At 68.2% G+C, this 21,895-nt stretch carries 21 protein-coding genes; 9 read left to right on the top strand and 12 right to left on the bottom strand.

The genetic code is table 11. The features are described from left to right. Positions 1 to 98: 98 nt before the first annotated feature. On the top strand, positions 99 to 428 hold the full coding sequence (locus ACW17V_RS16985; protein WP_492106232.1) for a hypothetical protein: 330 nt from the start codon (positions 99 to 101) through the stop codon (positions 426 to 428). Between the two features lie 18 nt (positions 429 to 446). On the opposite strand, the gene ACW17V_RS16980 is transcribed toward ACW17V_RS16985, so the two are convergent. The 3 genes from ACW17V_RS16980 to ACW17V_RS16970 all read right to left on the bottom strand — a co-directional run bounded on the left by ACW17V_RS16980 (position 447) and on the right by ACW17V_RS16970 (position 3,935). Continuing rightward, complete coding sequence (locus tag ACW17V_RS16980; RefSeq protein ID WP_492106231.1) at positions 447 to 962, bottom strand: pyridoxamine 5'-phosphate oxidase family protein; 516 nt, start codon at positions 960 to 962, stop codon at positions 447 to 449. A 34-nt stretch (positions 963 to 996) separates the two neighbouring features. Further along, on the bottom strand, positions 997 to 1,668 hold the full coding sequence (locus ACW17V_RS16975; protein ID WP_492106230.1) for a helix-turn-helix domain-containing protein: 672 nt from the start codon (positions 1,666 to 1,668) through the stop codon (positions 997 to 999). A gap of 101 nt (positions 1,669 to 1,769) precedes the next feature. Then, complete coding sequence (locus ACW17V_RS16970; RefSeq protein ID WP_492106229.1) at positions 1,770 to 3,935, bottom strand: acetate--CoA ligase family protein; 2,166 nt, start codon at positions 3,933 to 3,935, stop codon at positions 1,770 to 1,772. Between the two features lie 212 nt (positions 3,936 to 4,147). Between ACW17V_RS16970 and ACW17V_RS16965 the strand changes: the two genes are divergently transcribed. From ACW17V_RS16965 to ACW17V_RS16930, 8 genes are all read left to right on the top strand, one after another. After that, positions 4,148 to 6,031: a sensor histidine kinase gene (locus tag ACW17V_RS16965; protein WP_492106228.1), complete on the top strand. Its 1,884-nt coding sequence runs from the start codon at positions 4,148 to 4,150 to the stop codon at positions 6,029 to 6,031. Continuing rightward, a complete protein-coding gene (locus tag ACW17V_RS16960) occupies positions 6,021 to 6,641 on the top strand; it encodes a response regulator transcription factor (protein ID WP_492106227.1) in 621 nt (206 codons plus the stop codon). Before ACW17V_RS16965 ends, ACW17V_RS16960 begins: the two co-directional genes overlap by 11 nt. Before the next feature lie 83 nt (positions 6,642 to 6,724). Then, complete coding sequence (locus ACW17V_RS16955) at positions 6,725 to 7,120, top strand: response regulator (protein WP_492106226.1); 396 nt, start codon at positions 6,725 to 6,727, stop codon at positions 7,118 to 7,120. Positions 7,121 to 7,232: 112 nt separating this feature from the next. Then, entirely contained in the window at positions 7,233 to 8,267 is a 1,035-nt protein-coding gene (gene adhP / locus ACW17V_RS16950) for an alcohol dehydrogenase AdhP (RefSeq protein ID WP_492106225.1), read from the top strand. Further along, positions 8,264 to 8,659 (top strand): c-type cytochrome, encoded by a 396-nt coding sequence (locus ACW17V_RS16945; protein WP_492106224.1) that lies wholly within the window; start codon positions 8,264 to 8,266, stop codon positions 8,657 to 8,659. The genes adhP and ACW17V_RS16945 overlap by 4 nt, the downstream gene beginning before the upstream one ends. Before the next feature lie 146 nt (positions 8,660 to 8,805). After that, entirely contained in the window at positions 8,806 to 8,961 is a 156-nt protein-coding gene (locus tag ACW17V_RS16940; protein WP_492106223.1) for a hypothetical protein, read from the top strand. Continuing rightward, entirely contained in the window at positions 8,958 to 9,104 is a 147-nt protein-coding gene (locus ACW17V_RS16935) for a hypothetical protein (protein ID WP_492106222.1), read from the top strand. Before ACW17V_RS16940 ends, ACW17V_RS16935 begins: the two co-directional genes overlap by 4 nt. A 23-nt stretch (positions 9,105 to 9,127) precedes the next feature. After that, the gene (locus ACW17V_RS16930; RefSeq protein ID WP_492106221.1) at positions 9,128 to 9,640 is read left to right on the top strand and encodes a hypothetical protein; all 513 of its coding nucleotides are present in this window, start codon (positions 9,128 to 9,130) and stop codon (positions 9,638 to 9,640) included. Between the two features lie 7 nt (positions 9,641 to 9,647). Here the strand turns inward: ACW17V_RS16930 and ACW17V_RS16925 are convergent, their stop codons facing one another. The 9 genes from ACW17V_RS16925 to ACW17V_RS16885 form a co-directional block, all read right to left on the bottom strand. After that, entirely contained in the window at positions 9,648 to 10,001 is a 354-nt protein-coding gene (locus ACW17V_RS16925; protein ID WP_492106220.1) for a hypothetical protein, read from the bottom strand. Beyond that, positions 9,998 to 11,551, bottom strand: a complete 1,554-nt coding sequence (locus ACW17V_RS16920; protein WP_492106219.1) for a GMC oxidoreductase — start codon at positions 11,549 to 11,551, stop codon at positions 9,998 to 10,000. The genes ACW17V_RS16925 and ACW17V_RS16920 overlap by 4 nt, the downstream gene beginning before the upstream one ends. Positions 11,552 to 11,595: 44 nt before the next feature. Further along, positions 11,596 to 13,380: a M56 family metallopeptidase gene (locus ACW17V_RS16915; protein WP_492106218.1), complete on the bottom strand. Its 1,785-nt coding sequence runs from the start codon at positions 13,378 to 13,380 to the stop codon at positions 11,596 to 11,598. Continuing rightward, positions 13,370 to 13,738, bottom strand: coding sequence for a BlaI/MecI/CopY family transcriptional regulator (locus ACW17V_RS16910; protein WP_492106217.1), 369 nt, complete (start codon positions 13,736 to 13,738; stop codon positions 13,370 to 13,372). The genes ACW17V_RS16915 and ACW17V_RS16910 overlap by 11 nt, the downstream gene beginning before the upstream one ends. Before the next feature lie 102 nt (positions 13,739 to 13,840). Continuing rightward, the gene (locus ACW17V_RS16905; protein WP_492106216.1) at positions 13,841 to 13,981 is read right to left on the bottom strand and encodes a hypothetical protein; all 141 of its coding nucleotides are present in this window, start codon (positions 13,979 to 13,981) and stop codon (positions 13,841 to 13,843) included. A gap of 243 nt (positions 13,982 to 14,224) precedes the next feature. Continuing rightward, positions 14,225 to 15,136 (bottom strand): LysR family transcriptional regulator, encoded by a 912-nt coding sequence (locus tag ACW17V_RS16900; protein ID WP_492106215.1) that lies wholly within the window; start codon positions 15,134 to 15,136, stop codon positions 14,225 to 14,227. Between the two features lie 30 nt (positions 15,137 to 15,166). Beyond that, positions 15,167 to 17,056, bottom strand: a complete 1,890-nt coding sequence (locus ACW17V_RS16895) for a CocE/NonD family hydrolase (protein ID WP_492106214.1) — start codon at positions 17,054 to 17,056, stop codon at positions 15,167 to 15,169. 91 nt (positions 17,057 to 17,147) lie between these two features. Next, complete coding sequence (locus ACW17V_RS16890; RefSeq protein WP_492106213.1) at positions 17,148 to 20,027, bottom strand: TonB-dependent receptor; 2,880 nt, start codon at positions 20,025 to 20,027, stop codon at positions 17,148 to 17,150. A gap of 232 nt (positions 20,028 to 20,259) precedes the next feature. After that, a complete protein-coding gene (locus tag ACW17V_RS16885) occupies positions 20,260 to 21,849 on the bottom strand; it encodes an AbgT family transporter (protein WP_492106212.1) in 1,590 nt (529 codons plus the stop codon). Positions 21,850 to 21,895: the final 46 nt, after the last annotated feature.

The following is a 21,895-nucleotide window of genomic DNA, read 5'->3' as shown; positions in this document are numbered from 1 at the left end:
CACCCCTTCGCGCGAACTTGATTCAACGCAAGGCTCGTCGCCGCCAGCGGGGGTGTTCTAGCGGCGTCACCCGCCCCTCGTTTTCAGAAGGCAAGACAATGGCAGCTCGTAGGATCAAGACGATCGCCCGCGATGGTCGCGACGCGTTCCAGAACGTCACCGACCACCTCAAGACCATGGTCGACCATCTGGGTCAGGACGCCGGCGATGCGGCCTCGGTAAGCGCCGTGGCCTTGGGTCACGCCGCCATAGAACTGGTTGGCGATGTCCAGACCAAACTGGATCGTCTTGAGAAAGCGGCGAAGAGGGAGGTCCGGCGGCATCCGGCCGAAGCCCTGGCCGCGACCGCCGCGAGTTCGGCGCTTGTCGCCGCCATCGCCGCCGGTCTGATCACCTACACCCTGGTTCGGCGGGGCCAGGACGACTGACGCCCTGGAATAAGGCGCCTAGGCGGCGACGGGCTCGAGGCGCCAATCCTGGCGGACGGCGAACAGCTGGATACGGCCGGGGGGTGACCCGTAGTCGATCAGCGACACCCACATCGGCGTGAAGCGCAGCAGGACCACGCCGCGCCCGGCGGGGTGGGGCTCGAAGCGGGCGAATTCGGGTGTTCCCCAGATCCGGCGATTGAGCGCATCGACCCACTGCGGGTTGTCGATGACGCTGGCCTCGCCGGCCAGGGACAAACCCTGCGGCGGGCCCTGATCGTCGTCGCCGATCGCGATCGAGATGCGAGGATCGGCGACGATATTGACGTGTTTCTGGCTGTCCTGCGCGACCAGGAAAAAGAGCTCCAGGCCGTCGGCCAGATAATTCACCAGGGTGGCCTGCGGCCAACCGTCGGGCCGGAGGGTGGCCACGCTCATCAGATGGTGACGGGCCAGGATCGCGCTGACCCTGGCTTCAGGCGGCGCTGCGGATGCGGGCGGCTCGGCGAGCGGACGGGTTGGATCTTCGGCCATGCTGTCCTCCGGTGGACGTCTTGCGACGCTCCGCTCAGGCCGCGACGAGATCGGCCATGCGAACCGGCGCGGCCACCCGGAACCGGCGACAGCCCTCCAGGGCCACCAGCCCGTCAGCCTGCAGTTGGGTGACCATGCGCGACACGGTCTCGATGGTCAGGCCCAGATGATCGGCGATGTCCTGCCGGCTCATCGCCAGTTCGTTCCAGGCCGCGCCCTGGCGCTTGGCCACGTCGGACAGAAAGCCCGCGACCCGTTCATAGGCGCTCTTGCGCGCCAGCAGCATCATATGGTCCTGGGCCCGGCCCAGTTCCTGACCGGTGGCTCGCCAGATCAGGCGCTCCAGGCGTTCACCCGCCTCGCCGTAGTGCTTCAGGGCCGAGCGCTTGGCCACGAGGATCTTGCTGTTGCAAAGCGCCTCGGCCGAGGCGCGGTGGGTGAGGCCCGCCTCCAGACCGAAAAGGTCGCCAGGATAGTAGAAGCCGGCGATCTGACGGCGTCCGTCGCCCAGCAGACGAGAGGCGCGAACCGCCCCGCGCTGGACCTGGTAGACCATGTCGTTCTCGTCATCCTGGGCGTAGATTTCCTCGCCGCCGGAGAAGGTCATGGCGACACCGACCGCGGAGAAGACCTCGTCGGACGAGATCACCTGGGCGTGGGGCGCGGCGGCTTCAGCGCGGTCTCGCAGATAGGCTGGCATGGACATCGCACGTCTCCCTGAGCAGTGGATTTCAGGGATAGGTGAACGGCGGAGCGTCTCACATTGGGATGTTTACGTAGGCGAGCTCGGTCCGCCGCCTGGATGGCCTATTCAACCGTAGCGGGAGGCAGGACCAGGCGCGAGGCTGGGCTTGAATTCTGGCTGATGACGATCCGCGCATCCAGCGCCATGACGCCGTCGGCGTCCACGCGCAGGGGGTTGATGTCCAGCTCGACGACGTCGGGAAAATCCACCGCGATCGCCGAAAGCGCCTCCAGCGTGGCGACAACGCCTTCGATGTCGGCCCTGGGTTCGTCGCGATAGCCGGCCAGCAGGCGCGATATCCGGGTCCTGGCGATCATGGCCCGCGCTCGATCACCGTCGAGGGGCGGCAGGCCCAGGGCGTGATCCTTCAGGACCTCCACCGCCTTGCCGCCGGCTCCGACCATCACGACCGGACCGAAGGTTGCGTCCAGGGCCAGGCCGACGATCAGTTCGTGAGCGCGGCCAGCCGGGATCATGGTCTGCACCGCGAAGCCGGTGATCCTGGCGTCGGGCAGGGTCGCGGCGACGCGGGCCGCCATGGCCTCGGCGGCGGCGCTGGCCGCTGCCGCGTCCGCCAGATTCAGGGCCACGCCGCCGACATCGGATTTGTGAGAGATCTGCGGCGAGACGATCTTGACCGCGTAGGGCGGCGCCAGCTGCGCGCAGGCTGTGGCGACATCCCCGGTGGTGGCGGCCAGTCGCGTCGGAACGGTGGTCACGCCATAGGCGCCCAGCAGATCCTTGGCCTCGATCTCGTTGAGCAGGGTGCGTCCCTGCGATCGTGCGGCCTGGATCAGCGCCGCGGCGGCGGCGCGGTCGTCGGTGCGCGGATCGGAGCGGGCCGGCGCAGCGGTCAAACCGGCCTTGGCGCGGCGGGCGGCGAGGAGGTGGCCAAAGGCCCGCGCGGCTGCGTCGGGGGCGCCGAACATCGGAATGCCGGCCGCGCTGAGAATCGGCCCGGCGACATCCTGGTTGGCGTCGCCCAGCCAGCAGGCGATGACCGGCTTGAGCATCCCGCGCCCGCGAGCGGCGACCACGCTGGCGGCGACGCCCTGGGCGATCTCGCGGGGCTCCGTCAGGGCGGTGGGGCAATTCATGACCAGCACCGCATCGACCCCCTCGTCGGCAAGCACCGCGTCCAGAGCCAGGCGATAGCGCTCGACCGGCGCGTCGCCGATCAGGTCCACCGGATTGCCGTGCGACCAAACGGCGGGGAGGACGGCGTTCAGGTGCTCCAGGGTCTGTGGCGCCAGCTCAGCCAGCACCCCGTCGCCGGTCGTCATGGCGTCCAGCGCCAGGATCCCGGCGCCGCCGCCGTTGGTGACGATGGCCAGTCGATCGCCGGCCAGACCCTGTCCGACGCGCAGCACGGCGGCGGCGTCGAAGAGGTCGGTCAGGCTCTCGACCTGGACGATGCCGGCCCGCTCGAAGGCGCAGACGTGCACGTCGTAGGCGCCGGCCAGGGCGCCGGTGTGGGATCGGACGGCCTTGCCGCTGGCGGCGTTTCGCCCTGCCTTCAGGGCGATCACCGGCTTGATCCGGGCGGCGGCCTGGGCCGAGGCCATGAACTTGGCGGCGTTGGTGACGCCCTCGATATAGAGCAGGATGGTATCGGTATGGGGATCGGCCGCGAACAGATCGATCAGGTCTGCGAGATCGACCTCGGCCATGTCGCCGACCGAGACGATTCCCGAAAAGCCCAGTTGCCGCGTGGTGGCCCAGTCGATCAGGCCGCCGATCAGGGCGCCGCTCTGGGAGATCAGGGCCAGACCGCCGGGACGCGGCGCGCCGCGCGCGAACGAGGCGTTGAGGCCGACATGGGGCGCCAGAAGGCCCAGGCCATTGGGTCCGACGATGCGCAGACCGAACGGTTCGGCGGCGTCCAGCATCGCCTGCCGCAGCCCGTTGGTGTCGGTGAGGCCCGCAGAGAGGATCACGGCGACCTTGACGCCGGCCGCGCCCAGTTCGGCGAGCACCGGAGGAACGGCGGCGGCCGGGACGATCACCACGGCGAGATCGGGTGGCTCCGGCAGGTCGGCGATGCTGGCCGACCAGGTCGTTCCCGCCACGGACAGCCGGCGCGGATTGACCAGATGGATGGGCCCGGCAAAGCCGCCGGACAGCAGGTTTTCGACCACGACCTGACCCACCGAGCCGGGATGGTCGGAGCCGCCGATCACCGCCACCGAGGTCGGGGAGAGCAGAGTGGCGAGATTGTGCAGCGACATGGGGACCTCGAGCGTGCGGGCCCATCCGTGCTGGACCATCGCGCGGAAGGAGCCGCAGCGGGTGCTGGCGCGCAATCCGTAAAGTCCCGCATTCCGCCGGGCCCATTTCGCCGAACCGGTTTGTATCCGGCGATGCCAGCAGGCATGATCCGCTGCGGTTCTGGCCCTGTGGAGGCTGGTCGCCTCGACCACGGGAATAAGGTGAAGAGCGTATGGCGTCCGGTTCGGCCCTGCAGCAGGACCAGATGAAGGGATACGGCGTGGCCTTGGCGGCCTTTGCCCTGGCGGTCGCGATTCGCTGGCTCATGGAACCCTGGCTGGGAGACCACGCCGCCTATCTGCTTTTCACCGCGCCCATCGTAGTCGCCGCCGCGTTTGGCGGTGTGGGCGCCGGCCTCGGGGCCACGATCCTGGGCCTGATCGCCGGCTTCGCCTTCAGCGGTCGTGACCACCGCGCCGCCCTGGCGGCGACGGAGGGTTTGACCTTTCTGCTGGCGGCGACGGGAATAACGCTGGTCGGCGCGGAGGTCGGTCGCCTGCGTCGGCATTCGGCGACCAGCGAAGGCAGCGCGGCGACCCGCGCGCGAAAGGCTGAAGACGTCGACAACGAGCTCAATCTGCTGATCGACGGTGCGACCGAATACGCCATCTACATGCTCGATCCCGAGGGGCGGGTGCTGATCTGGAACGCCGGCGGGCAAAGGCTGATGGGCTGGAGCGAGGCCGAGGTCATGGGTCAGCACGTCGCGACCTTCTATCCGCAGGACGCCCGGCAGGCGGGCAAGCCGCAGGCCGACCTCGCCAGGGTCAAGGTCGAGGGCAAGATCGAGGAGGACGCCTGGTTCCTGCGCAAGGACGGTTCGGAGTTCCTGGCTCACGTCTCCATCACCGCCCTGCATGACCATGCGGGCGTCCTGAGAGGCTTTGGCAAGGTGCTGCGCGACGTCACCGACCAGCGCGCCAGCGAGCGTGCGCTGGACGCCAGCGCCGAGCATCTGCGCTCGATCCTGTCCACCGTCCCCGACGCCATGGTTGTCATCGACGAGCGGGGCAAGATCCTGTCGTTCAGCGCCGCCGCCGAGCGGCTGTTCGGCTTTCAGGAAGTTGAGGTTCTGGGCGAAAACGTCCGCTGCCTCATGCCCTCGCCGGACCGCGAGCGTCACGACGGCTATATCGAACGCTACCTGACCACCGGCGAGCGCAAGGTGATCGGCATGGGACGCGTCGTCGTCGGCCTGCGCAAGGACGGCACGACCTTTCCGATGGAACTGTCGGTCGGCGAGGCCACAGGCCATGGCCCCAGGGTCTTCACCGGTTTTGTCCGTGACCTGACCGATCGCCAGCGCACCCAGGCGCGCCTCGAGGAGCTCCAGGCCGAGCTGATCCACATCGCCCGGGTCAGCGGCATGGGGACCATGGCCTCGACCCTGGCCCACGAGCTCAATCAGCCAATCACCGCGGTGGCCAACTATGTCGAAGCCGTGCGCGATCTTCTGGCCAGGCCGGATCCCGACGATCTGCCGATGATCCGCGAGGCGCTGGGTGACGCGGCCGGCGAAGCGATCCGCGCGGGCAATATCGTCCGGCGTCTCCGCGACTTCGTCGCCCGGGGCGAGGTGGAAAAGAGCGTCGAGGATCTGCCGGCCGTCATCCACGAAGCCGCCGCGCTGGGTTTGATGGGCGCCCGGGATCAGGGTCTGGACCCGATCTTCGAGCTGGACCCGACCGCCACACCGGTGCTGATCGATCGCGTGCAGATCCAGCAGGTCGTGATCAATCTGGCGCGCAACGCCGTCGAGGCCATGAGCGGGGTCGATCAGCCCAGGCTGTGGCTGAGCACCCACGACCAGGGCGACGGCCTGGTGCGGGTCACGATCGCCGACAACGGCCCCGGCGTGGCGCCGGGCATCGCCGGGCAGCTGTTCACCGCCTTCGTCAGCACCAAGACCGAGGGCATGGGGTTGGGGTTGTCGATCTGCCGCACGATCGTCGAGGCCAATGGCGGTCGCATCTGGCACGAGCCGCGCCCTGGCGGCGGCTCGCAGTTTCATTTCACTCTGGTCAAGGTCGAGAAGGAAGTCCTGCATGAACACTAGGCGGATGATCCATATCGTCGATGACGAAGAGGCGATCCGTCGCTCAGCCGGGTTCATGCTCAAGACCTCGGGCTATGCGGTGTCGACCTATGCTTCGGGAGACGCTTTTCTGCAGGCGGCGAAGGACGCCGAGCCGGGTTGCGTGTTGCTGGACGTGCGCATGCCCGGCATGGACGGCCTTGAGGTCCAGAAGGCGATGGCCGAGCGGGGCATCGCCATGCCGGTGGTGGTCCTGACCGGGCACGGAGACATCACCGTGGCGGTTCGCGCCATGAAGGGCGGAGCGGTCGACTTCATTGAAAAGCCGTTTGAGAAGGCGGTGCTGCTGACCGCCATCACGGCGGCTTTCGAGCGCCTGGACGACGCGGGCGCCCGGGCGGCGCGGGCGGGCGACGCGGCCGTCGCCATCGCGGCCCTGACCAGTCGCGAGCAGGATGTGCTCCGGGGCATGGCCCAGGGTCTGCCCAACAAGACCATCGCCTTCGACCTGGCCATCTCGCCGCGCACCGTCGAGGTGCACCGCGCCAATCTGATGGCCAAACTGCAGGTGAAGAGCTTGTCCGAGGCGCTGCGGATCGCCTTCGCCGCGGGCCTGCAGGAAGGGACCTAAGGAGCTCTACGTAGCGACCGCCCCCATTGTGGTGTGGCATGCCCCGGCGGGTGACCCGTCTTGGTCGCGAAGGCAGGCCGGAAATGACGCAAGCGCTCCCCAACACTCTCGAACACCGCGCGCGGCTGCTGCTGGTTGAAGACGATGTTGGCGTGCGTCGTTCGCTGCAGCTTCTGCTGCACGGCCGCGGCTTCGAGGTGCGCGCCTACGCCTCGGGCCTGGCGCTGCTGGCCGATCCCACCGTGCTCGACGCGGTCTGCCTGGTGGCCGACTACCGCATGCCCGAAATCGACGGCCTGCTGATCCTGACCCGGTTGCGCGAGATGGGTTGGCGGGGTGAGGCGCTGATGATCACAGCCTTCCCGACGAGGCAGCTGATCGATCAGGCTCTCACGGTGGGCTACAGCCGCGTGATCGAGAAGCCCATGGCCGAAGCCGCCCTGGTCGATGCTGTCGAGCGCGTCATGGCCGCGCGCTAAGACCCTAAGTAATACTCCCAACTGCGAGGCGGCGGCCGCGGCGGTATCAAACCGCCACGACGAGGCCGCCGCTCCATCCCGGTCGAGCCTTGGCGACACTGGGAGAGACACCATGGACAAGACCATGAGGGCCGCTGTCGTTAGGGCCTTTGGCCAGGCGCTGGTCATCGAGGAGATCGCGCGGCCCGTACCGGGGCGCGGTCAGGTGCTGGTCAAGATCGCCGCCTGCGGAGTGTGTCACACCGACCTGCACGCGGCCCATGGCGACTGGCCCATCAAGCCCAGCCTTCCGTTTGTTCCAGGCCATGAGGGCGTCGGCACCGTGGTCCAGGTCGGCAAGGGCGTGGACCACGTCAAGGAAGGCGACCGGGTCGGCGTGCCCTGGCTGCACTCGGCCTGCGGCCATTGCAGCTACTGCCTGAGCGGCTGGGAGACCCTGTGCGAGGCGCAGCAGAACACCGGCTATTCCGTCAATGGCGGCTTCGCCGAATACGTGCTGGCCGACGCCGACTATGTCGGCCACCTGCCGGCCAATCTGAGCTTTCTGGAAGCGGCGCCGATCCTTTGCGCCGGCGTCACCGTCTACAAGGGCCTGAAGGTCACCGACGCCAAGCCCGGCGACTGGGTGGCGATTTCCGGCATCGGCGGGCTGGGCCACATGGCCGTGCAGTACGCCAAGGCCATGGGCTTCAAGGTCGCCGCCGTCGATATCGACAAGGACAAGCTGCATCTGGCGAAAACCCTGGGCGCGGAAATCACCGTGGACGCCCGGGAGACCGATCCGGGTCCCTATCTGCAGACGCAGATCGGCGGCGCGCATGGCGTTCTGGTCACGGCGGTGTCGCCCATCGCCTTCTCGCAAGCCATGGGCATGGTTCGGCGCGGGGGCACGGTGTCGCTCAATGGCCTGCCGCCCGGCGATTTCCCGCTGTCGATCTTCGACACGGTGCTGCGCGGGATCACGGTGCGGGGCTCCATTGTCGGCACGCGTCTGGATCTGCGAGAGGCCCTGGCCTTCGCCGCCGACGGTCGGGTGCGGGCCACGGTCCACGCCGAGGGCCTGCACAACATCAACAGCGTTTTCGACCGCATGGCGCGGGGCGAGATCGAAGGCCGCGTGGTGCTCGATTTCGAGGATCGGCTGTGAGCGGCCGCGGGATGAGCGGCGCGGGACTGTTTGCTGTCCTGGCCCTGGGTCTGGCGGGCGCTCAGGCCTCCGCCGAGCCCGCGTCCAAGCCCCCACAGGCGTTCGGCGGTCAGGGGATCGCCCAGCGCAACTGCGGAACCTGTCATGCGGTGGACGCCCGACCCAGCCCGCTGGCCGATGCGCCGCCTTTCGCGACGCTGTATCGACGCTACCCGCCTGGCGGGCTCGACCAGATCCTGACGGAAGGCATGCTGGCCCCCAGTCGCAAGCCCGAGGAAGGCTCTCCGGCGCGCCATCCGCGCATGCCAATGGTCGAGCTTGACGATGACGAGGTCGCCCAGCTGAAGGTCTATCTGAAGAGCCTGGACCCCCGGCCCGCCCCCCGTCCGTGATGAGCCGGTTCGCCGCCGGCGGATCCGCTTCGACAGGGAACTTGTCGGGTCTGTGGTGAGTAAATTTTTCTTCCGGTTGCGCGAGATCAACATCGAAAGACCCGCATAGCGAGATCATCAAGCTTACGAACAGGGAGGTTCGCGACATGACTGTTCTTCAACTGGCCCTTGTCATTCTGAACGTCGCCATCTTCGGCGCCTTCGTCCTCACCCTGAGCGCCGTGTCCCTGCAGGCCGCAGCCGGCGAGGGGCCGGTCATGCGCAGGTCGCCAAGGTCCTGTGACCGGCGGATCGCGCCATGACCGACCGCCCCGACGACCGACTTCGACTCGTCCTGATCGCCACGATCCTGGTCGTGGGCGTGGTTTCGCTGGCGGCTTGCCAGCCGCAGCAGTTTCGCCAGCCCCGCCATGAGCCGGCCGCGCAGCCGCTGAAGCCTGGCTAGCGCTGACGTCCACGGAGACAGCCATGACATCTCCCCGCGTCGGCCTTGCTCGCCCCCGTTTCGAGCCGCGCTGGATCTTTCCGGTCATGGCTCTGGCCGCCCCCGTGGCCGGCGCCGCGGCCCCGTCATGGCTGCAGGTCTGCCTGATGGTCGGCGCGATCGGCGGTCTTGTCGCGGCCAGGCCGACCGGCGCGTTCTGGTCCCTGATCGCCTGGGGCGGCGTCACCGGCGGCTTCGGCGCCGGCCTCACGCTTCTCGACCCGTCGAAAGGCCACAGCCTCACCCTGGCGGTGTTGGCCGTTGCCGTCGTGCAGGCCCTGGCGTTGCTGGGCGTCGCCAGCCCGGCCACAACGGCGGGATGGCGCATGCGCGGCCGGGTGTTGCTTTCACTCACCGGGCCGCTGGCCCTGGTGGTTCTGGCCGTCAATGCCCGGCCCGACTGGCACGGCCTGGGCGCCGCGGTTGCGGTGGCGCTGGATCTTGCAGCGCTGCCCCTGGCTCTTGCGGCCCGGCGGCGCGCCAGTCTCGACGCCTGACCAGGCCCTAGGCGGCGGTCCCCAGGGCGAGCAGCCCAAACAGCGCGCCTTCGGTTTGCGATAGACGCCAGCCCCGATGGATGAACACCGCGCCCTGACGAAAGTCGCCAGCGGCGCGACGGCGCAGGTCGGTGAGCGTCCCGGCGTTCCGTCCGCCCGGAAACAGCCGCATCGCCAGCGCCTTGGCGTTGGTCCCCGGATTCTGTTCCAGCCAGGCCTTGCCGATGCGTTCGACGGCGGCGCGATCCAGGTCGTCGAAGGCTCCGGCCGGGTCGGCGGCGAGCGCCCTGGCGGGCAGGCTGGCGCTGGCGGTCATCGCCAGCAGCGTGGCGAGCAGGTCGCGGCGGGCCAGAAGGGTCATCGGACGGCTCCCATTTCGAGCTTCAGGTGGTCGGCGAGCCTCAGGGTCAGGGCCAGCAGGGTCAGGGTGGGGTTGGCGATGCCCGAGGTCGGGAACACCGAACTGCCCGCCACATAGAGATTGGCCGTGTCATGGACGCGGCAATCGGCGTCGACCACGCCCTGCTTCGGATCGGCGTGCATCCGCGTCGTACCCATGTGGTGACGCGAGGCGCTGGAGACGGCCACATAGTCCGTGCGCTGAACAGGCCAGCAGAGACGGCCCTGTCCGGATGCGCCCAGGGCGTCGCCCATGGCCGCGGTGGAGCGCTCGAAGCTGTCCCAGTCGGCCCTGGAATAGACCCAGTCCAGCTTGATGCGCGGCATGCCCAGCGGGTCGAGGCTGGCTGTATCCAGGGTGATGCGGCTGTCGGGGTTGGGGAAGTGCTCGGTCATGGCGAAGCAGCCCAGCAGTTGGCCCTCATCCTTGCCAGCGTCCAGACGCGTGGCGGTCTGGCGGATGACCCTTGTCTCGGCCTGGGTCGGCGTGCCCGCGCCGGGTTCGCCGCCGTTATAAAGGGTGAGGGTGAAGTTGCCGGTCTTCATCCGGGTCTGGCCGGTCAGGCCGCTGCCGATCACGCAGTGGGCGGCGGCGCGGCCGGGCGGCACATAGAGCGCCATCGATTCGGCTCGGGCGATATTGACCGCCGATCCCTCGGTCTCGGCGTCGCCGTCCATCGCGTAGGTGACATGGCCCTGAAAGAACCGGCCGACCAGATCGTGGCGGTTGCCCACGCCTTCGGCGCGCACGGTGTTGGAGGCCAGCATCAGCCGGACATTCTCGATGCCGCCTGTGGCCAGCACATAGGTCCGCGCCCGGGCTGTGTGGCGCTGGCCGCTCAGGCAGGCCACATCCAGGCCCGCGACCTTGTCGCCTTTTGGGTCCAGCCGCACCTCGGTGACGTTGGCGTAGAGATAGACAGTGATGTTGGGCGCCGCCGCGAAGTCGGTGCGGAAGCTGTCGAAAGCCGCCTTGTCAGCCCCGCCCGAAATCTTCGAGAAGTAGCGTGGGGCGGGGAAGAAGCCATCCTGGGGATCCAGGTCCAGCGGCCTGCGGGTAGGGTCCTGCAGCACCGGGGTGTCGGGGCCGAAATGCGGAATGCCCAGCAGGTCGCAGGCCCGGTCATAGAAGGGCTGAAGCTGCTCGCGGCTCATGGGCCAGCCGCTGTGGGTCGCCCAGTCGCGCTGGGCGAAGTCGGCGGGGTCCAGTGGCGCGCACTTTCCGCCCCACACATGGCCCGAACCGCCCAGGGCGCGGATTCGCGACTGCACGGGATAGTCGTTCAGGGCCCGGTCGGTGTTGTCGGGCGCGCGGACCGTGGCAGAGCCCGCGTAGAGCGCCTGGTTGTCCATGTCGATCTCGCGACCGCCGCTCTCGAGGAGGGCGATCCTGATCGGGCCGCCGGCCAGTTCCCGGGCCAGGGCGATGCCCGCAAGGCCGCCGCCGATGATGATCAGGTCGGCCTCGATCCGGCTGGCGTCAGGCAAGGTTCGGGCGTCGATGAAAGCCATCGTGGTTCCTGTCTGATTACGTGGAGACGGGTTAGGGCGCGCCGCTAGGCGCGCGCGCCCTTGGCCCGCAGGTAGTCGGCGACCGCGCGGTGGCCGCGCTTGACGGCTTCGCCCAGGGGCGAGCGGGTCTGGCCGGGGTTGGCGGGAACGGCGCGGTTCACGTCGGCGCCCTTCTCGACCAGATAGGCGACGGTTTCCAGGTCGCCGGACTGAGCCGCATTGATCAGCGGGGTCTCGTCGCCGGGGACGAAAGCCTCGACCGAAGCGCCATGCTCGACCAGGGTCCTGACCATGTCGAGGCGACCGGCCGAGGCGGCCGTGATCAGCGGATTGCCGTCGCCGCGCACGGCCAGGTCGGCGTCGGCGCCCTTGGCGAGCAGTAGGTTCACCAGGTCCAGCCGGCCCGAGCGGGCGGCCTCGATCAGGGGCGTGCCGTCGCCGGGGGCAACGCGGTTCACGTTGGCGCCCTTGTCTATGAGGTAGCTGACGGTCGCCATGTCCTGGGCGCGGATGGCGGTGATCAGCGGGGTGTCGTCGCCCGGCACGTGCATGTCGACCGCTGCGCCGCGTTCGACCAGGGCCTTGACGATATCCAGGTGGCCGGTGTCGGCGGCGGCGATCAGCGGGGCGCCGTCGCCCCGCATGGCGAGGCTGGGATCGGCGCCGCTTTCCAGCAGCAGCTTGACCAGGTCGGGTCGACCCAGTCGGGCGGCCTCGATCAGGGGCGTGCCGTCGCCGGGAGCCTTGAAGTTGACGTCGGCGCCGGCGACGATCAGTTCGCGCGCCTTGGCGATGTCGCCATCGAGAACGGCGCGATAGAGCGGGCTGGCGATGTCGCGGGCGCGGTCGTGGTTCGACACGCTCGGGCCGTTACGCTCGACGATCGTGCGCGCGGGCTGCGCGGCCCAGGCGGCGAAACCCACGCCGAGGGCCAGGACGGCGACGGAAGCGGCGCCGGCGATACGGCGGGCGCGTCCCTGGCGGTGTTCCTTGAGCATGACGAACCTTTCCTTGAGTTGCTTGTTGGCCGAGGCCGGCCAGTGGCAGCCGAGCGGCGGCGCGTGGGGCGCCAGCTGGGTCTTCAGCATGGCCTCGCCATAGGTGCGGCGGGCGACGGGGTAGCGGGTCAGCACGGCGGCGTCGCAGGCGATCTCCTGGTCGACCCGCAGGCGGTTGGCCCCCAGATGAACCAGCGGATTGCACCAGAACAGGCACTGGATCGCGGTGGTCAGGGCGTTGATCTGGGCGTCGCCCGTCGACAGGTGGTTGCGCTCGTGGGCCAGGATCAGGGCCTGCTCCTCGGGCGTGAAGCGCAAGGCGAAGTCGGCGGGTAGCACGACCCGGGGCGACAGGGCGCCGATCACGGCGGGACCAACCCCGGCATGCTCGGCATGGAATAGGTCGGCCTCGCCGCGCAGACGGCCCAGCGACTTCAGGAACCGACGCTGACGCTCGGCCTGGAGGCAGAGGGCCAGCAGGGCGACCAGGGCCCAGGTGAAGACCAGGGCGTCTCTCAGACCATGCGAATTGGCGACGGAAGACAGGGTCGTGGTTTCGACACCCGGCGTCGGCATGGGTCTCGGCTCCGGCGAGGGCGTCGGTGTCGGCGGTGTGCTCTCGACGATCGACGGCGCCGGGGCGGCGATGCTGACGACCCGCGCGGGCGCCAGCACGGCCAGAGCCGCCAGGGGCGCGATCAGCCAGAGGCCGTAGGCCGCCCGGGCGCCGAACATCGTCCGCATGGGTCGGCGCAGGAGCAGAACCAGCAGGACGGCGGCGGCGATCGCCAGGTTGGCGCGCAGTAGCGCGGCGAGGATGTCATTTGCCATCTTCGAGGCTCTCCAGCAGGCGGCGCAGGTCGGCGACGTCCTGGTCGCTCAGTTTTTCGCGCTGCGAGAAATGGGCGACCAGGGGCGCCAGGCGGCCGTCGAACAGCCGGTCCAGCAGGCCCTGGCTTTCGGCGTGCACATAGTCGCTCTGGGCGACCAGAGGCCGGTACAGGAAGCGGCGGCCATCGCGGTCGGCGGCGATGGCTTCCTTTTTCAGCAGGCGGTTGAGCAGGGTCTTCACCGTGGCGTCGGCCCAGTCCTGATCGGCGGGCAGGGCGGCGATGATCTCTTCGGCGCTGAGTGGGCTTTTGCCCCACAGCGCTTTCATCACCTGACTTTCGGCCGTGCTGATCCGCATGGAGCCTCTCCTTGTTGGCTCCATCGATTACATCCGTAATCGATCTGGTCAATCAACGATTACGGACGTAAACGAATTGTAATGTCAGCTACACGCGGGCCGCTATTTCCGGCGACCCTCGGCTGTCCGTCGCCGCGTCGCCGCACGGCGGGATTTCCAATGCTCGATGTAGGGAGCCGCAAACGTCCAGGCGAGCGTCGCCGCCAGGATCAGGACGATCGGAATCGCCAGCTTCAGGTTCACACAGACCTCCCCACGTTTTTTCCCACGGTAGCGGGGCGCGCCGCGCGGCTCAATTGCGCAAACCCGACGAGGGGAGGGCCCGACCGGGGAAAGTTACGCATCCCCGGCCGGGGAGGGTCGCCGACGGGTGGGGCCCATCGACCCTATGGAGTTGATGCTGAGGTCGGCCGTCCGCAACAACCCCGCGACTATGTCGCAGGCTCAAGCCCAACGATCCGGTCCGATCGCGCCGATTGGTCGCGCCTATCCAGGCTTCTTGCCGTCGCCGGTTGCGTCGAAATAGGCCTGGGCTTCCTCGAGCAGGGCGGCGGCCAGGCGGTTCATCGGCGCCAGGGCCGAGGTCATGAAGGCGTATTCGTGCAGGATCTGCGGGCGGAAGGTGCGGATCACCGTGTCGCCCCGCACGAAGTTCTTGGCCATCAGGGCGTTGACGATGGCGATCCCGATGCCCTCGGCGGCGAAGGCGCAGGCCGAGCCCACCGTGTGGGTCTCCAGCTTGACGTCGGGCCGCACGCCGCGTTCGCGGAAGGCGTCGTCGATCTGGCGGCGCGACCAGGTGCCGAAGCCCAGCAGCACCAGCGGTTCGGCCCGCAGCAGCTCGGGCGTCAGGAACTCATGCTGGGCCAGGGGGTGAGCGCCGGGCAGCACGCAGACGGTCTCGCTGGCCGACAGGGTGAAGGTCGAGATGTCGGCGCGGTCCATGGGCAGCTTGACGAAGCCGCAGTCGGCCGTGCGATTGGCGACCATGTTGCGGGCCGTCTCGGTGCTGCGCGAGTCGATGCTGACCCGTACCTTGGGAAAGCGGTCGAGGAACCGGGTCAGGATGGTCGACAGCACGCCTTCCGACAGGCTGGGCGGGGCGACGATTTTCAGCAGGCCGGCGTTGAAGGTGGCGATGTCGCGGACCAGGGCGTCGATGCGCTCCAGACCGCCGAAGGCCAGGTCGACCTCCTCATAGATCATCAGGGCTTCGGGCGTGGGGCTGAGACGACCCTTTTCGCGGTAGAACAGCTCGAAGCCGGCGTCCTGTTCCAGCTGGGCGATCAGGCGGCTTACGGCCGGCTGGGTCAGGCCCATCCGTCCGGCGGCGGCGGTGGCCGACCCGCTCAGCATGGTCTCGCGGAAGGCTTCCAGACTGCGCAGGTTCAGCTTCAATCGACCACTCCGCTTCGAGGCCCGGTGTTGCTACCGCGCCGTGACCGGCAGCAGCAGGCGCGAAGGCCGCGTTGCATCAACATAGACCCGATTTGTCGCCGGGCGGGGAGTGCGTCCATAGCCTTCGGGCTCGCCGGAGTTTGGATTGACGTCGAAATGCGGGAAATTGCTTGAGGCGACATCCAGCCGGATGCGATGGCCCTTGAGGAACAGGTTGGCGGTCGGGAAGGCCTCTATCTCGATACGATAGACGCCGCCGGGCGCCAGACGGGTCTCGTGATCGAAGCTGAGCCGGTAGCGGGTTCGCAGAATGCCGTGGGTGAGGTTCATGGCGAACCCGTCCGGATAGTCCTCCGAAGACGGATGAACGTCGATCAGCTTGATCGTGAAATCCGTGTCGACACAGTCCGACGCGATGAACAGTTCCGCACCGATCGGGCCCACCACCTCGACATCGTCGTCAAGCGGCGAGGTCTGGAACACCAGAACATCATCGCGATCGCCCAGGGCGCGATAGGGCGCTTCGCAGCCGAAGAACCGCGGTCCTTCGCGTTGGTCGTAGGCGCCGGCCTCCATGACCGGCGCGCCCGAGGCCATGGCGCCGCCGATCGTCGGCACGGGCGACGAGGGATCGTGCACATAGTCCAGAAAGGCTTCAGCCTCTCTGGGCGGGCTGGTGGAAAGTCCGCCGTCGGCGTGCAGGAAATAGTCGGTGACCACGGACGAGGTGGGTGGCCAGGCCGTCTCGTCGCGCCAGCGCCCGCCGTGGTCCAGCCGTCCCTCTGGCGTCTTGCGACCCGTGCCGCCGCCCATCACGAACAGCTTCACCGGCGGCAGCGGATCGGGACCAGGCTCTGGCTTCAGCCAGGCGTCGAACCAGGCCAGGCGCAGCGCGACATAGTCCGCGGCCAGGGCGCCATCCAGCGGCGCGTCTGATCCGAAGTCCACGTCGCCGGCATGGGTGACGGAGCGCTGGCCGTGCGTCCAGGGGCCCAGCACCAGCTTGACCGGCGACGACTTGATGGCCGACAGGCCCAGATAGTTCTCGGTGGCGGTCAGGGAATAGGGGTCAAACCAGCTGCTCATGTGAACCATGGGCACGTCGGCATAGACGTCATAGGCGCCGCGCGCATAGAGGCCGGTCTGGGTCCAGTAGGGGCCGAAGAGACCGCTGCGCCACTGATCCAGCAGATACTTCTCGTACTCCGGCGCGGCGCTCAGCGGCGACAGGTTCTCCGACCACGGCATATGCTTGAACCAGGCCTTCAGATCCTGGGCCTGCATGGCCTTGCGCCTGGCGGGATCGGCCGCTGTGGCGGGACTCAGCAGCGCGTGCTTGTAAGCCCAGGTCGCCTGCTTCAGCTCGAACGCTCCGCCCTGACGGATGCCGGAATGATAGGCGCTGGAGAAGCCGCCGGAATCCAGGAACATAGCCGCCAGGGCCGGCGGGTTCAGGCAGGCCAGGGCGCTCTGGGTATGGGCGCCGTAGGAGAGGCCCAGCGTTCCCACCTTGCCATCGCACCAGGGCTGCTGGGCCAGCCATTCGACGGTGTCGAACCCGTCCTCGCCCTCGGCCAGATACTTTTCGAACACGCCCTCGGACGCGTAGCGGCCCCGGCAATCCTGCAGCGCCACCACATAGCCGCCACGCACGAACTGGACCGCCAGTTCCGGCTTGGAGCGCGGCTCGGGATCATCGCGGGTGCGGTCGCCGTGATTGACGCCCAGCTTGTCATAGGGTGTGCGCTCCAGCAGCACGGGCAGGGGCGTCTGGACCGGCACGCCGTCTCTGGCGGGTCGGTAGATGTCGGTGGCCAGACGCACGCCGTCGCGCATGGTGACCATCACGTCGCGGGTCACGTGCACGTCGGCGGGCGGCGTGAAGGGTGGGAACCGATCCTCGTGGGCTGCCTGGCTCATGGCCGGGGTCTTTGGAGAGGGGCCATCGCGGCGGTCCTTCAAGGCGGGCTGCGATGGGAGGGGAGCGACCGGCGCTCCCCTCCGCGCTGTCCTAGAACTTCGCCGAGACGCGGACGTACATGTACCGGCCGCGGGCGTCATAGGTGTAGATGTCGTAGTTGATCGGGGCGTTGGCGTAGGACGCGGGCGGGGCCTCGTCGAACACGTTGCTGACCCCGACGCTCACGGCTGTCTCATAGGCGTTGAACGCGTAGCCGGCTTCCAGGTCGTTGTAGAAGATGGAGTCGGTCTTGGCGCCCTTGACCGCATTGGCGACGTCGGTGGTGTCGCCGATATAGCGACCGCGCCACAGGGCGTTCCACGATCCCAGGCTCCAGGTCAGCGAGGCCTGGCCCTTCCAGTGCGGATAGGTCGACCGGGGCTGGTCGCCCTTGCCGGCCCGGTCGTCGACGATCGGCGCGCCGCCCGTCGGGTTGGGGCTCGTGGTCTTGAAGGTGTCCAGATACGAGGTGTCGAGCACGGCGGCGAAGCGACCGACATCCGTGCTGAACTCATAGCGGATCGTGGTGTCGATGCCCGAGGTCTCGATCTCGGCCAGGTTCTGGGCGCCCTGCAGCAGGTTGGTGATGGCGCCGGTCGAGGCGTCGCGGGTCACCAGATCGCAGAACACGCCGGCCTGCTGGGCGCACAGATTGAGGATCTGGGTGGCCGACTGCGAGGCGATCGCGTCCTTCACCTTGATCTGGTACCAGTCGACCGTGGCGCTGAGGCCCGGCGCGAAGCGCGGCTTGACGGCGACGCCGAAGCTGTAGGTGTCGGCGGTCTCGGCCTTCAGCTTGGTGTTGCCCGAGATGGTGCCGGCGATCAGGCCGTTCAGATTGTAGTTGGCCTGGTTATAGCCGGTGGGCACGCCCACGCAGCCGGGCTTGCTCGCATTGGCCGAGGCGCCGCCGTTGCAGGGATCGACGCCCTGGAAGCTGGTCTGGCGGCCGCCCTGATACAGCTCGAGGATCGAGGGGGCGCGGAAGCCTTGCGAATAGGTGCCGCGCACCAGGATGTCCTCGATCGGACGCCAGCCGACGCCGATCTTGCCGGTGCTGTCGCCGCCGACGGTGTCGTAGTCGGAGTAGCGGATGGCCAGGCTGACATCGAGGCTCTTGGCCAGCGGCATGTCCTTCAGCAGCGGAATGGCGGCTTCGACATAGGCTTCGTTCAGGCTGTACTCGCCGCGGGTGGCCGTGCGGGTCTGGCCGGTGGTGGTGGTGTTGCTGGCGAAGGTCGAGCCCGAGGCGGGCGTCGGGATGTTGGTCGGCAGGGCGTTGACGAAGGCGTCGGGGTTGTCGACGGCCTTGTTGGTGCGGTGCTCGACCCCGGCGGCGATGGCCAGAGGGCCGGCTGGCAGCTGGAAGAGCTCGCCGGTGATGTTGGCCGTGACGTCGAAGATCGAGGTGCTGTTGGACTCCACCACCGTGTAGCGGATGTAGTCGGCCTGGGCGGCCGTCATCGGCGCGAACAGGTTGATCGGCACGCAGCCGGCGGTCGTGGCGCAGGACGCGCCCAGACCCAGGGCCAGCTTGTCGTAGTTGACGCCGTTGAGGGCCCGCGAGTTGATCTTGTTCTTCGAGTAGAGGCCGTAGATGTCCCAGGTCCAGTCGCGGCCAAACAGCTTGACCGAGCCGTCGAGGCCGCCAGCAACGCGGTAGGTCTTGACGTCCTGGACGTTGTCGCGATTGCCGACCTGCGTCATCACCTTGCGGATGCGCCAGGCCTGGTTGGCGGCGAAGCCGACCGCGTTGGCCACTGGCACGCCATTGGCCGTGCCGAACGGGTTGAAGGCCTGGTTGTTGGGGATGGCGAAGCCGCGGATCGTTCCGGACGTGCCGCCGATGTCCAGCTGGACAGGCGAGAACAGCTGGTCGGACTTGCGCTCATTGAACAGCCCCTCGACCTTCAGGCGGACATTGTCGGTCAGGTCGGCGGAGTAGCGGGCGTAAACGCCGTAACGCTCGCTGGGGCCGGCCGAGTAGATGCCCTGGGCCTGGGTATTGAACGCGTCGCCGGGCAGGGCGGCGGTGTGGAAGGCGTTGTCGGCCAGGCTGCCCGCGCCGATCGTGGCGCCGGCATTGAAGGCGACCGGGGCGCTCGAGGCCGCAAAGCCTGTCGCGGTCCCGAAATAGGCGTTGTTCGACAGGCCCGGCAGGATGAACAGGCCGTTGGGGCTGGTGCCCACGGCGGTCTGCGGAACCTGGGTTACGCGGGTCAGGTCGCGATCCGAGGTCAGGATCGGCTTGTCCTTCACATAGCTCAGCGAGACCAGCAGGGCGCTGCTGTCGAAGCGCTTGCCGAAATTGACCACGCCCGAATACTGCTGGCCGTCGCCTTCCGAGCTGACCCCATACTTGGCCTGGGCCTTGATCCCGTCGAAGTCGCGGGCGGTCTTGATGTTGACGACGCCGGCGATGGCGTCCGAGCCATAGATGGCCGAGGCGCCGTCCTTCAGCACCTCAAGGCCTTCGATCATGCCCAGCGGCATGGTGTTGAGGTCGACGAAGTCGCGGAAACCGCGCTGGCCGACGCCGTCGACCCAGCGGTGGCCATCGACCAGCACCAGCACGCGGTTGCCGCTGCCCTCGGCGCCGCCGAGATAGCGCAGGTTGATCGAGCTGGCGCCGTACGAGGTGCCTTGCGTGCCGTTGCTGCTGAGGCTGACGCCGGCCGACGGCAGCTTTTGCAGCAGCTCGCCCACCGAACCCGCGCCGGAGTTTCTGATGTCGGCTTCGGTCAGGGTGGTGACGACGCCCACGGCGTCGGCGTCCTTGCGCTGGATGCGCGAGCCGGTGACGACGATTTCCTCGACGGTGGTGTCTGCCGCCGGCTGCGCGGTCTGGGCGAAGACCGGCGTCGCCGCGCAGGTCAGCAATGCCGCGTAGGCGGTTCCGGCGCAGAGCGCGCGCACGTTCAAGGCCTGCATGGATCAATTCCCCTCTGTCGCCGACTTCGTCCTGCGCCGACCGCGCAAGACCCCCTGCCGACGTTCAAAGCGTAGGAGGCGAGTCTTCAGCGGCGCAACGCCATTGCGGTTTCTGATCGGGCCATGCGTGGGCTGCATGACCCTGTTATCCGACGACGGACACAAACGCGGCGAACCGCGCCCCTGTGAAGGGCGCGGTTGCCAGCCTGGACGGTTCTTTCGTTAGTCTAGATCAGGGGTTTAGCGGCGCGCTGGCCGCGGGCGGCAGGTTGTAGACCCCGGAAGCTCCCGGCCCGACCGGCAGCTTGAACCCGACAAAGACCAGCACCAGCAACACCCCGCCGGCCATGAAACCCAGGCAGTAGGGCAGCATCAGCGCGATCATCGACCCCACGCCGAATTTCGGTCGCCATCGCTGGCACAGGATCAGCACCAGCGGAAAGTTGGAGGCCAGGGGCGTAACGATATTGAAGATCGAGTCGCCCATCCTGTAGGCGGCGGTGGTCATCTCCGGCGAGATTCCCAGCAGCATCATCATCGGCACCACGACGGGCGCCATGGCGCTCCACTTGGCCGAGGCCGAGCCAATCACCAGGTCCAGCCCTGACGACATGGCCAGCAGCGAGATCAGCAGGGCGGGTTTTGGCAGCCCGACGCCCTGCAGCATCTCGGCGCCCTTTACGGCCAAGACGGGACCCAGCTTGGACCAGCTGAACATGGCCACGAAGTGGGCTGCGAAGAAGGCCAGGACCAGATAGGGGGCCATGTCCTTCATGCCCTGGCCCATCATCGACACCACGTCGCGGTGGCTTTTGATCGCGCCGGTGGACGAGCCGTAGGCCCAGCCGCTGGCCAGGAACAGCAGCATGAACGCCGCGATCAGGGCCTGGTAGAAGGGCGTCATCCGGCGCGGGCCGACCGCTTCCTCGTCGATCAGCGGCGTGAAGCCGGGCCACAGGGTCAGGGCCGCGAACAGGGCGATGATCACCAAGGCGGCCAGGCCCGCGCGGCGCAGGCCACGATGCTCGGCCTCGCCCAGGGCGTCCAGGCTGACGCCGGCCTTGGCCACGGCGGCCTCGTCGGGACGCCAGGGGCCCAGTCGCGGCTCGACGATCCTGTCGGTGACGAACCAGGCGATGGGCGTGAACAGGATCCCGATCGACAGGGTGAACCACCAGTTGCCCAGCGGGTTCATCACGAAGTTGGGGTCGATCAGCCGGGCGGCTGGTTCGGTGATCCCCAGGATCAGCACATCAAACTGCCCCGGCAGGATGTTGCCGGCGAAAGCGCCCGAGATGCCGGCATAGGCGATGGCGATCCCCGCCAGCGGATGGCGTCCGCTCTCGGCATAGATCAGCGCCGATAGCGGGATCAGCACCACATAGGCCGCGTCGGCGGCGTGGTGCGACATCAGGCCGATCAGAAAGATCGCCGGCGACAGGGCCTTGCGCGGCAGCTTGCGGACGGCGTCGCCCAGCAGGGCGCCGAACAGGCCGGTGCGCTCGGCCACCGCCGCGCCCAGCATGACCACCAGCACCAGACCCAGCGGTGGGAAGCCGGTCAGGGTGTCGGGCATGTCGACCAGCAGCTTGGCGAGATTGGCTTCCGACAGCAGGCTCTGGGTCTTCAGATGCGCGCCGGTGACTGGGTTGACCGCGCTCCAGCCCGCCGCGCTGGCGATCACGGAGACGACCATCAGGAGGGCGATGCAGAAGGCGAAGATGAACACCGGATCGGGAAGGGCGTCGCCCAGCTTCTCGATGCGATCGAGCAGGCGCGTTCCCCGGCCAGCGGCCGGACCGCGCGGATCGTCAGTCGTCATGGTAGCCCTTCCCCGTTGCACGGACCCTCGCAGGAGGGTTCGCGGC

The organism is Caulobacter sp. FV2ye17ST, assembly GCF_058680955.1.
This window is presented reverse-complemented; position numbering and strand designations above follow the sequence as displayed.

Coding starts and splice junctions, on each gene's coding strand:
- ACW17V_RS16935 (WP_492106222.1), top strand. CDS start 8,958: ATGACCGACCGCCCCGACGACCGACTTCGACTCGTCCTGATCGCCACG.
- ACW17V_RS16940 (WP_492106223.1), top strand. CDS start 8,806: ATGACTGTTCTTCAACTGGCCCTTGTCATTCTGAACGTCGCCATCTTC.
- ACW17V_RS16970 (WP_492106229.1), bottom strand. CDS start 3,935: ATGTCGCTGCACAATCTCGCCACTCTGCTCTCCCCGACCTCGGTGGCG.
- ACW17V_RS16920 (WP_492106219.1), bottom strand. CDS start 11,551: ATGGCTTTCATCGACGCCCGAACCTTGCCTGACGCCAGCCGGATCGAG.
- ACW17V_RS16890 (WP_492106213.1), bottom strand. CDS start 20,027: ATGCAGGCCTTGAACGTGCGCGCGCTCTGCGCCGGAACCGCCTACGCG.
- ACW17V_RS16910 (WP_492106217.1), bottom strand. CDS start 13,738: ATGCGGATCAGCACGGCCGAAAGTCAGGTGATGAAAGCGCTGTGGGGC.
- ACW17V_RS16980 (WP_492106231.1), bottom strand. CDS start 962: ATGGCCGAAGATCCAACCCGTCCGCTCGCCGAGCCGCCCGCATCCGCA.
- ACW17V_RS16955 (WP_492106226.1), top strand. CDS start 6,725: ATGACGCAAGCGCTCCCCAACACTCTCGAACACCGCGCGCGGCTGCTG.
- ACW17V_RS16960 (WP_492106227.1), top strand. CDS start 6,021: ATGAACACTAGGCGGATGATCCATATCGTCGATGACGAAGAGGCGATC.
- adhP (WP_492106225.1), top strand. CDS start 7,233: ATGGACAAGACCATGAGGGCCGCTGTCGTTAGGGCCTTTGGCCAGGCG.
- ACW17V_RS16965 (WP_492106228.1), top strand. CDS start 4,148: ATGGCGTCCGGTTCGGCCCTGCAGCAGGACCAGATGAAGGGATACGGC.
- ACW17V_RS16985 (WP_492106232.1), top strand. CDS start 99: ATGGCAGCTCGTAGGATCAAGACGATCGCCCGCGATGGTCGCGACGCG.
- ACW17V_RS16915 (WP_492106218.1), bottom strand. CDS start 13,380: ATGGCAAATGACATCCTCGCCGCGCTACTGCGCGCCAACCTGGCGATC.
- ACW17V_RS16895 (WP_492106214.1), bottom strand. CDS start 17,056: ATGAGCCAGGCAGCCCACGAGGATCGGTTCCCACCCTTCACGCCGCCC.
- ACW17V_RS16925 (WP_492106220.1), bottom strand. CDS start 10,001: ATGACCCTTCTGGCCCGCCGCGACCTGCTCGCCACGCTGCTGGCGATG.
- ACW17V_RS16975 (WP_492106230.1), bottom strand. CDS start 1,668: ATGTCCATGCCAGCCTATCTGCGAGACCGCGCTGAAGCCGCCGCGCCC.
- ACW17V_RS16885 (WP_492106212.1), bottom strand. CDS start 21,849: ATGACGACTGACGATCCGCGCGGTCCGGCCGCTGGCCGGGGAACGCGC.
- ACW17V_RS16930 (WP_492106221.1), top strand. CDS start 9,128: ATGACATCTCCCCGCGTCGGCCTTGCTCGCCCCCGTTTCGAGCCGCGC.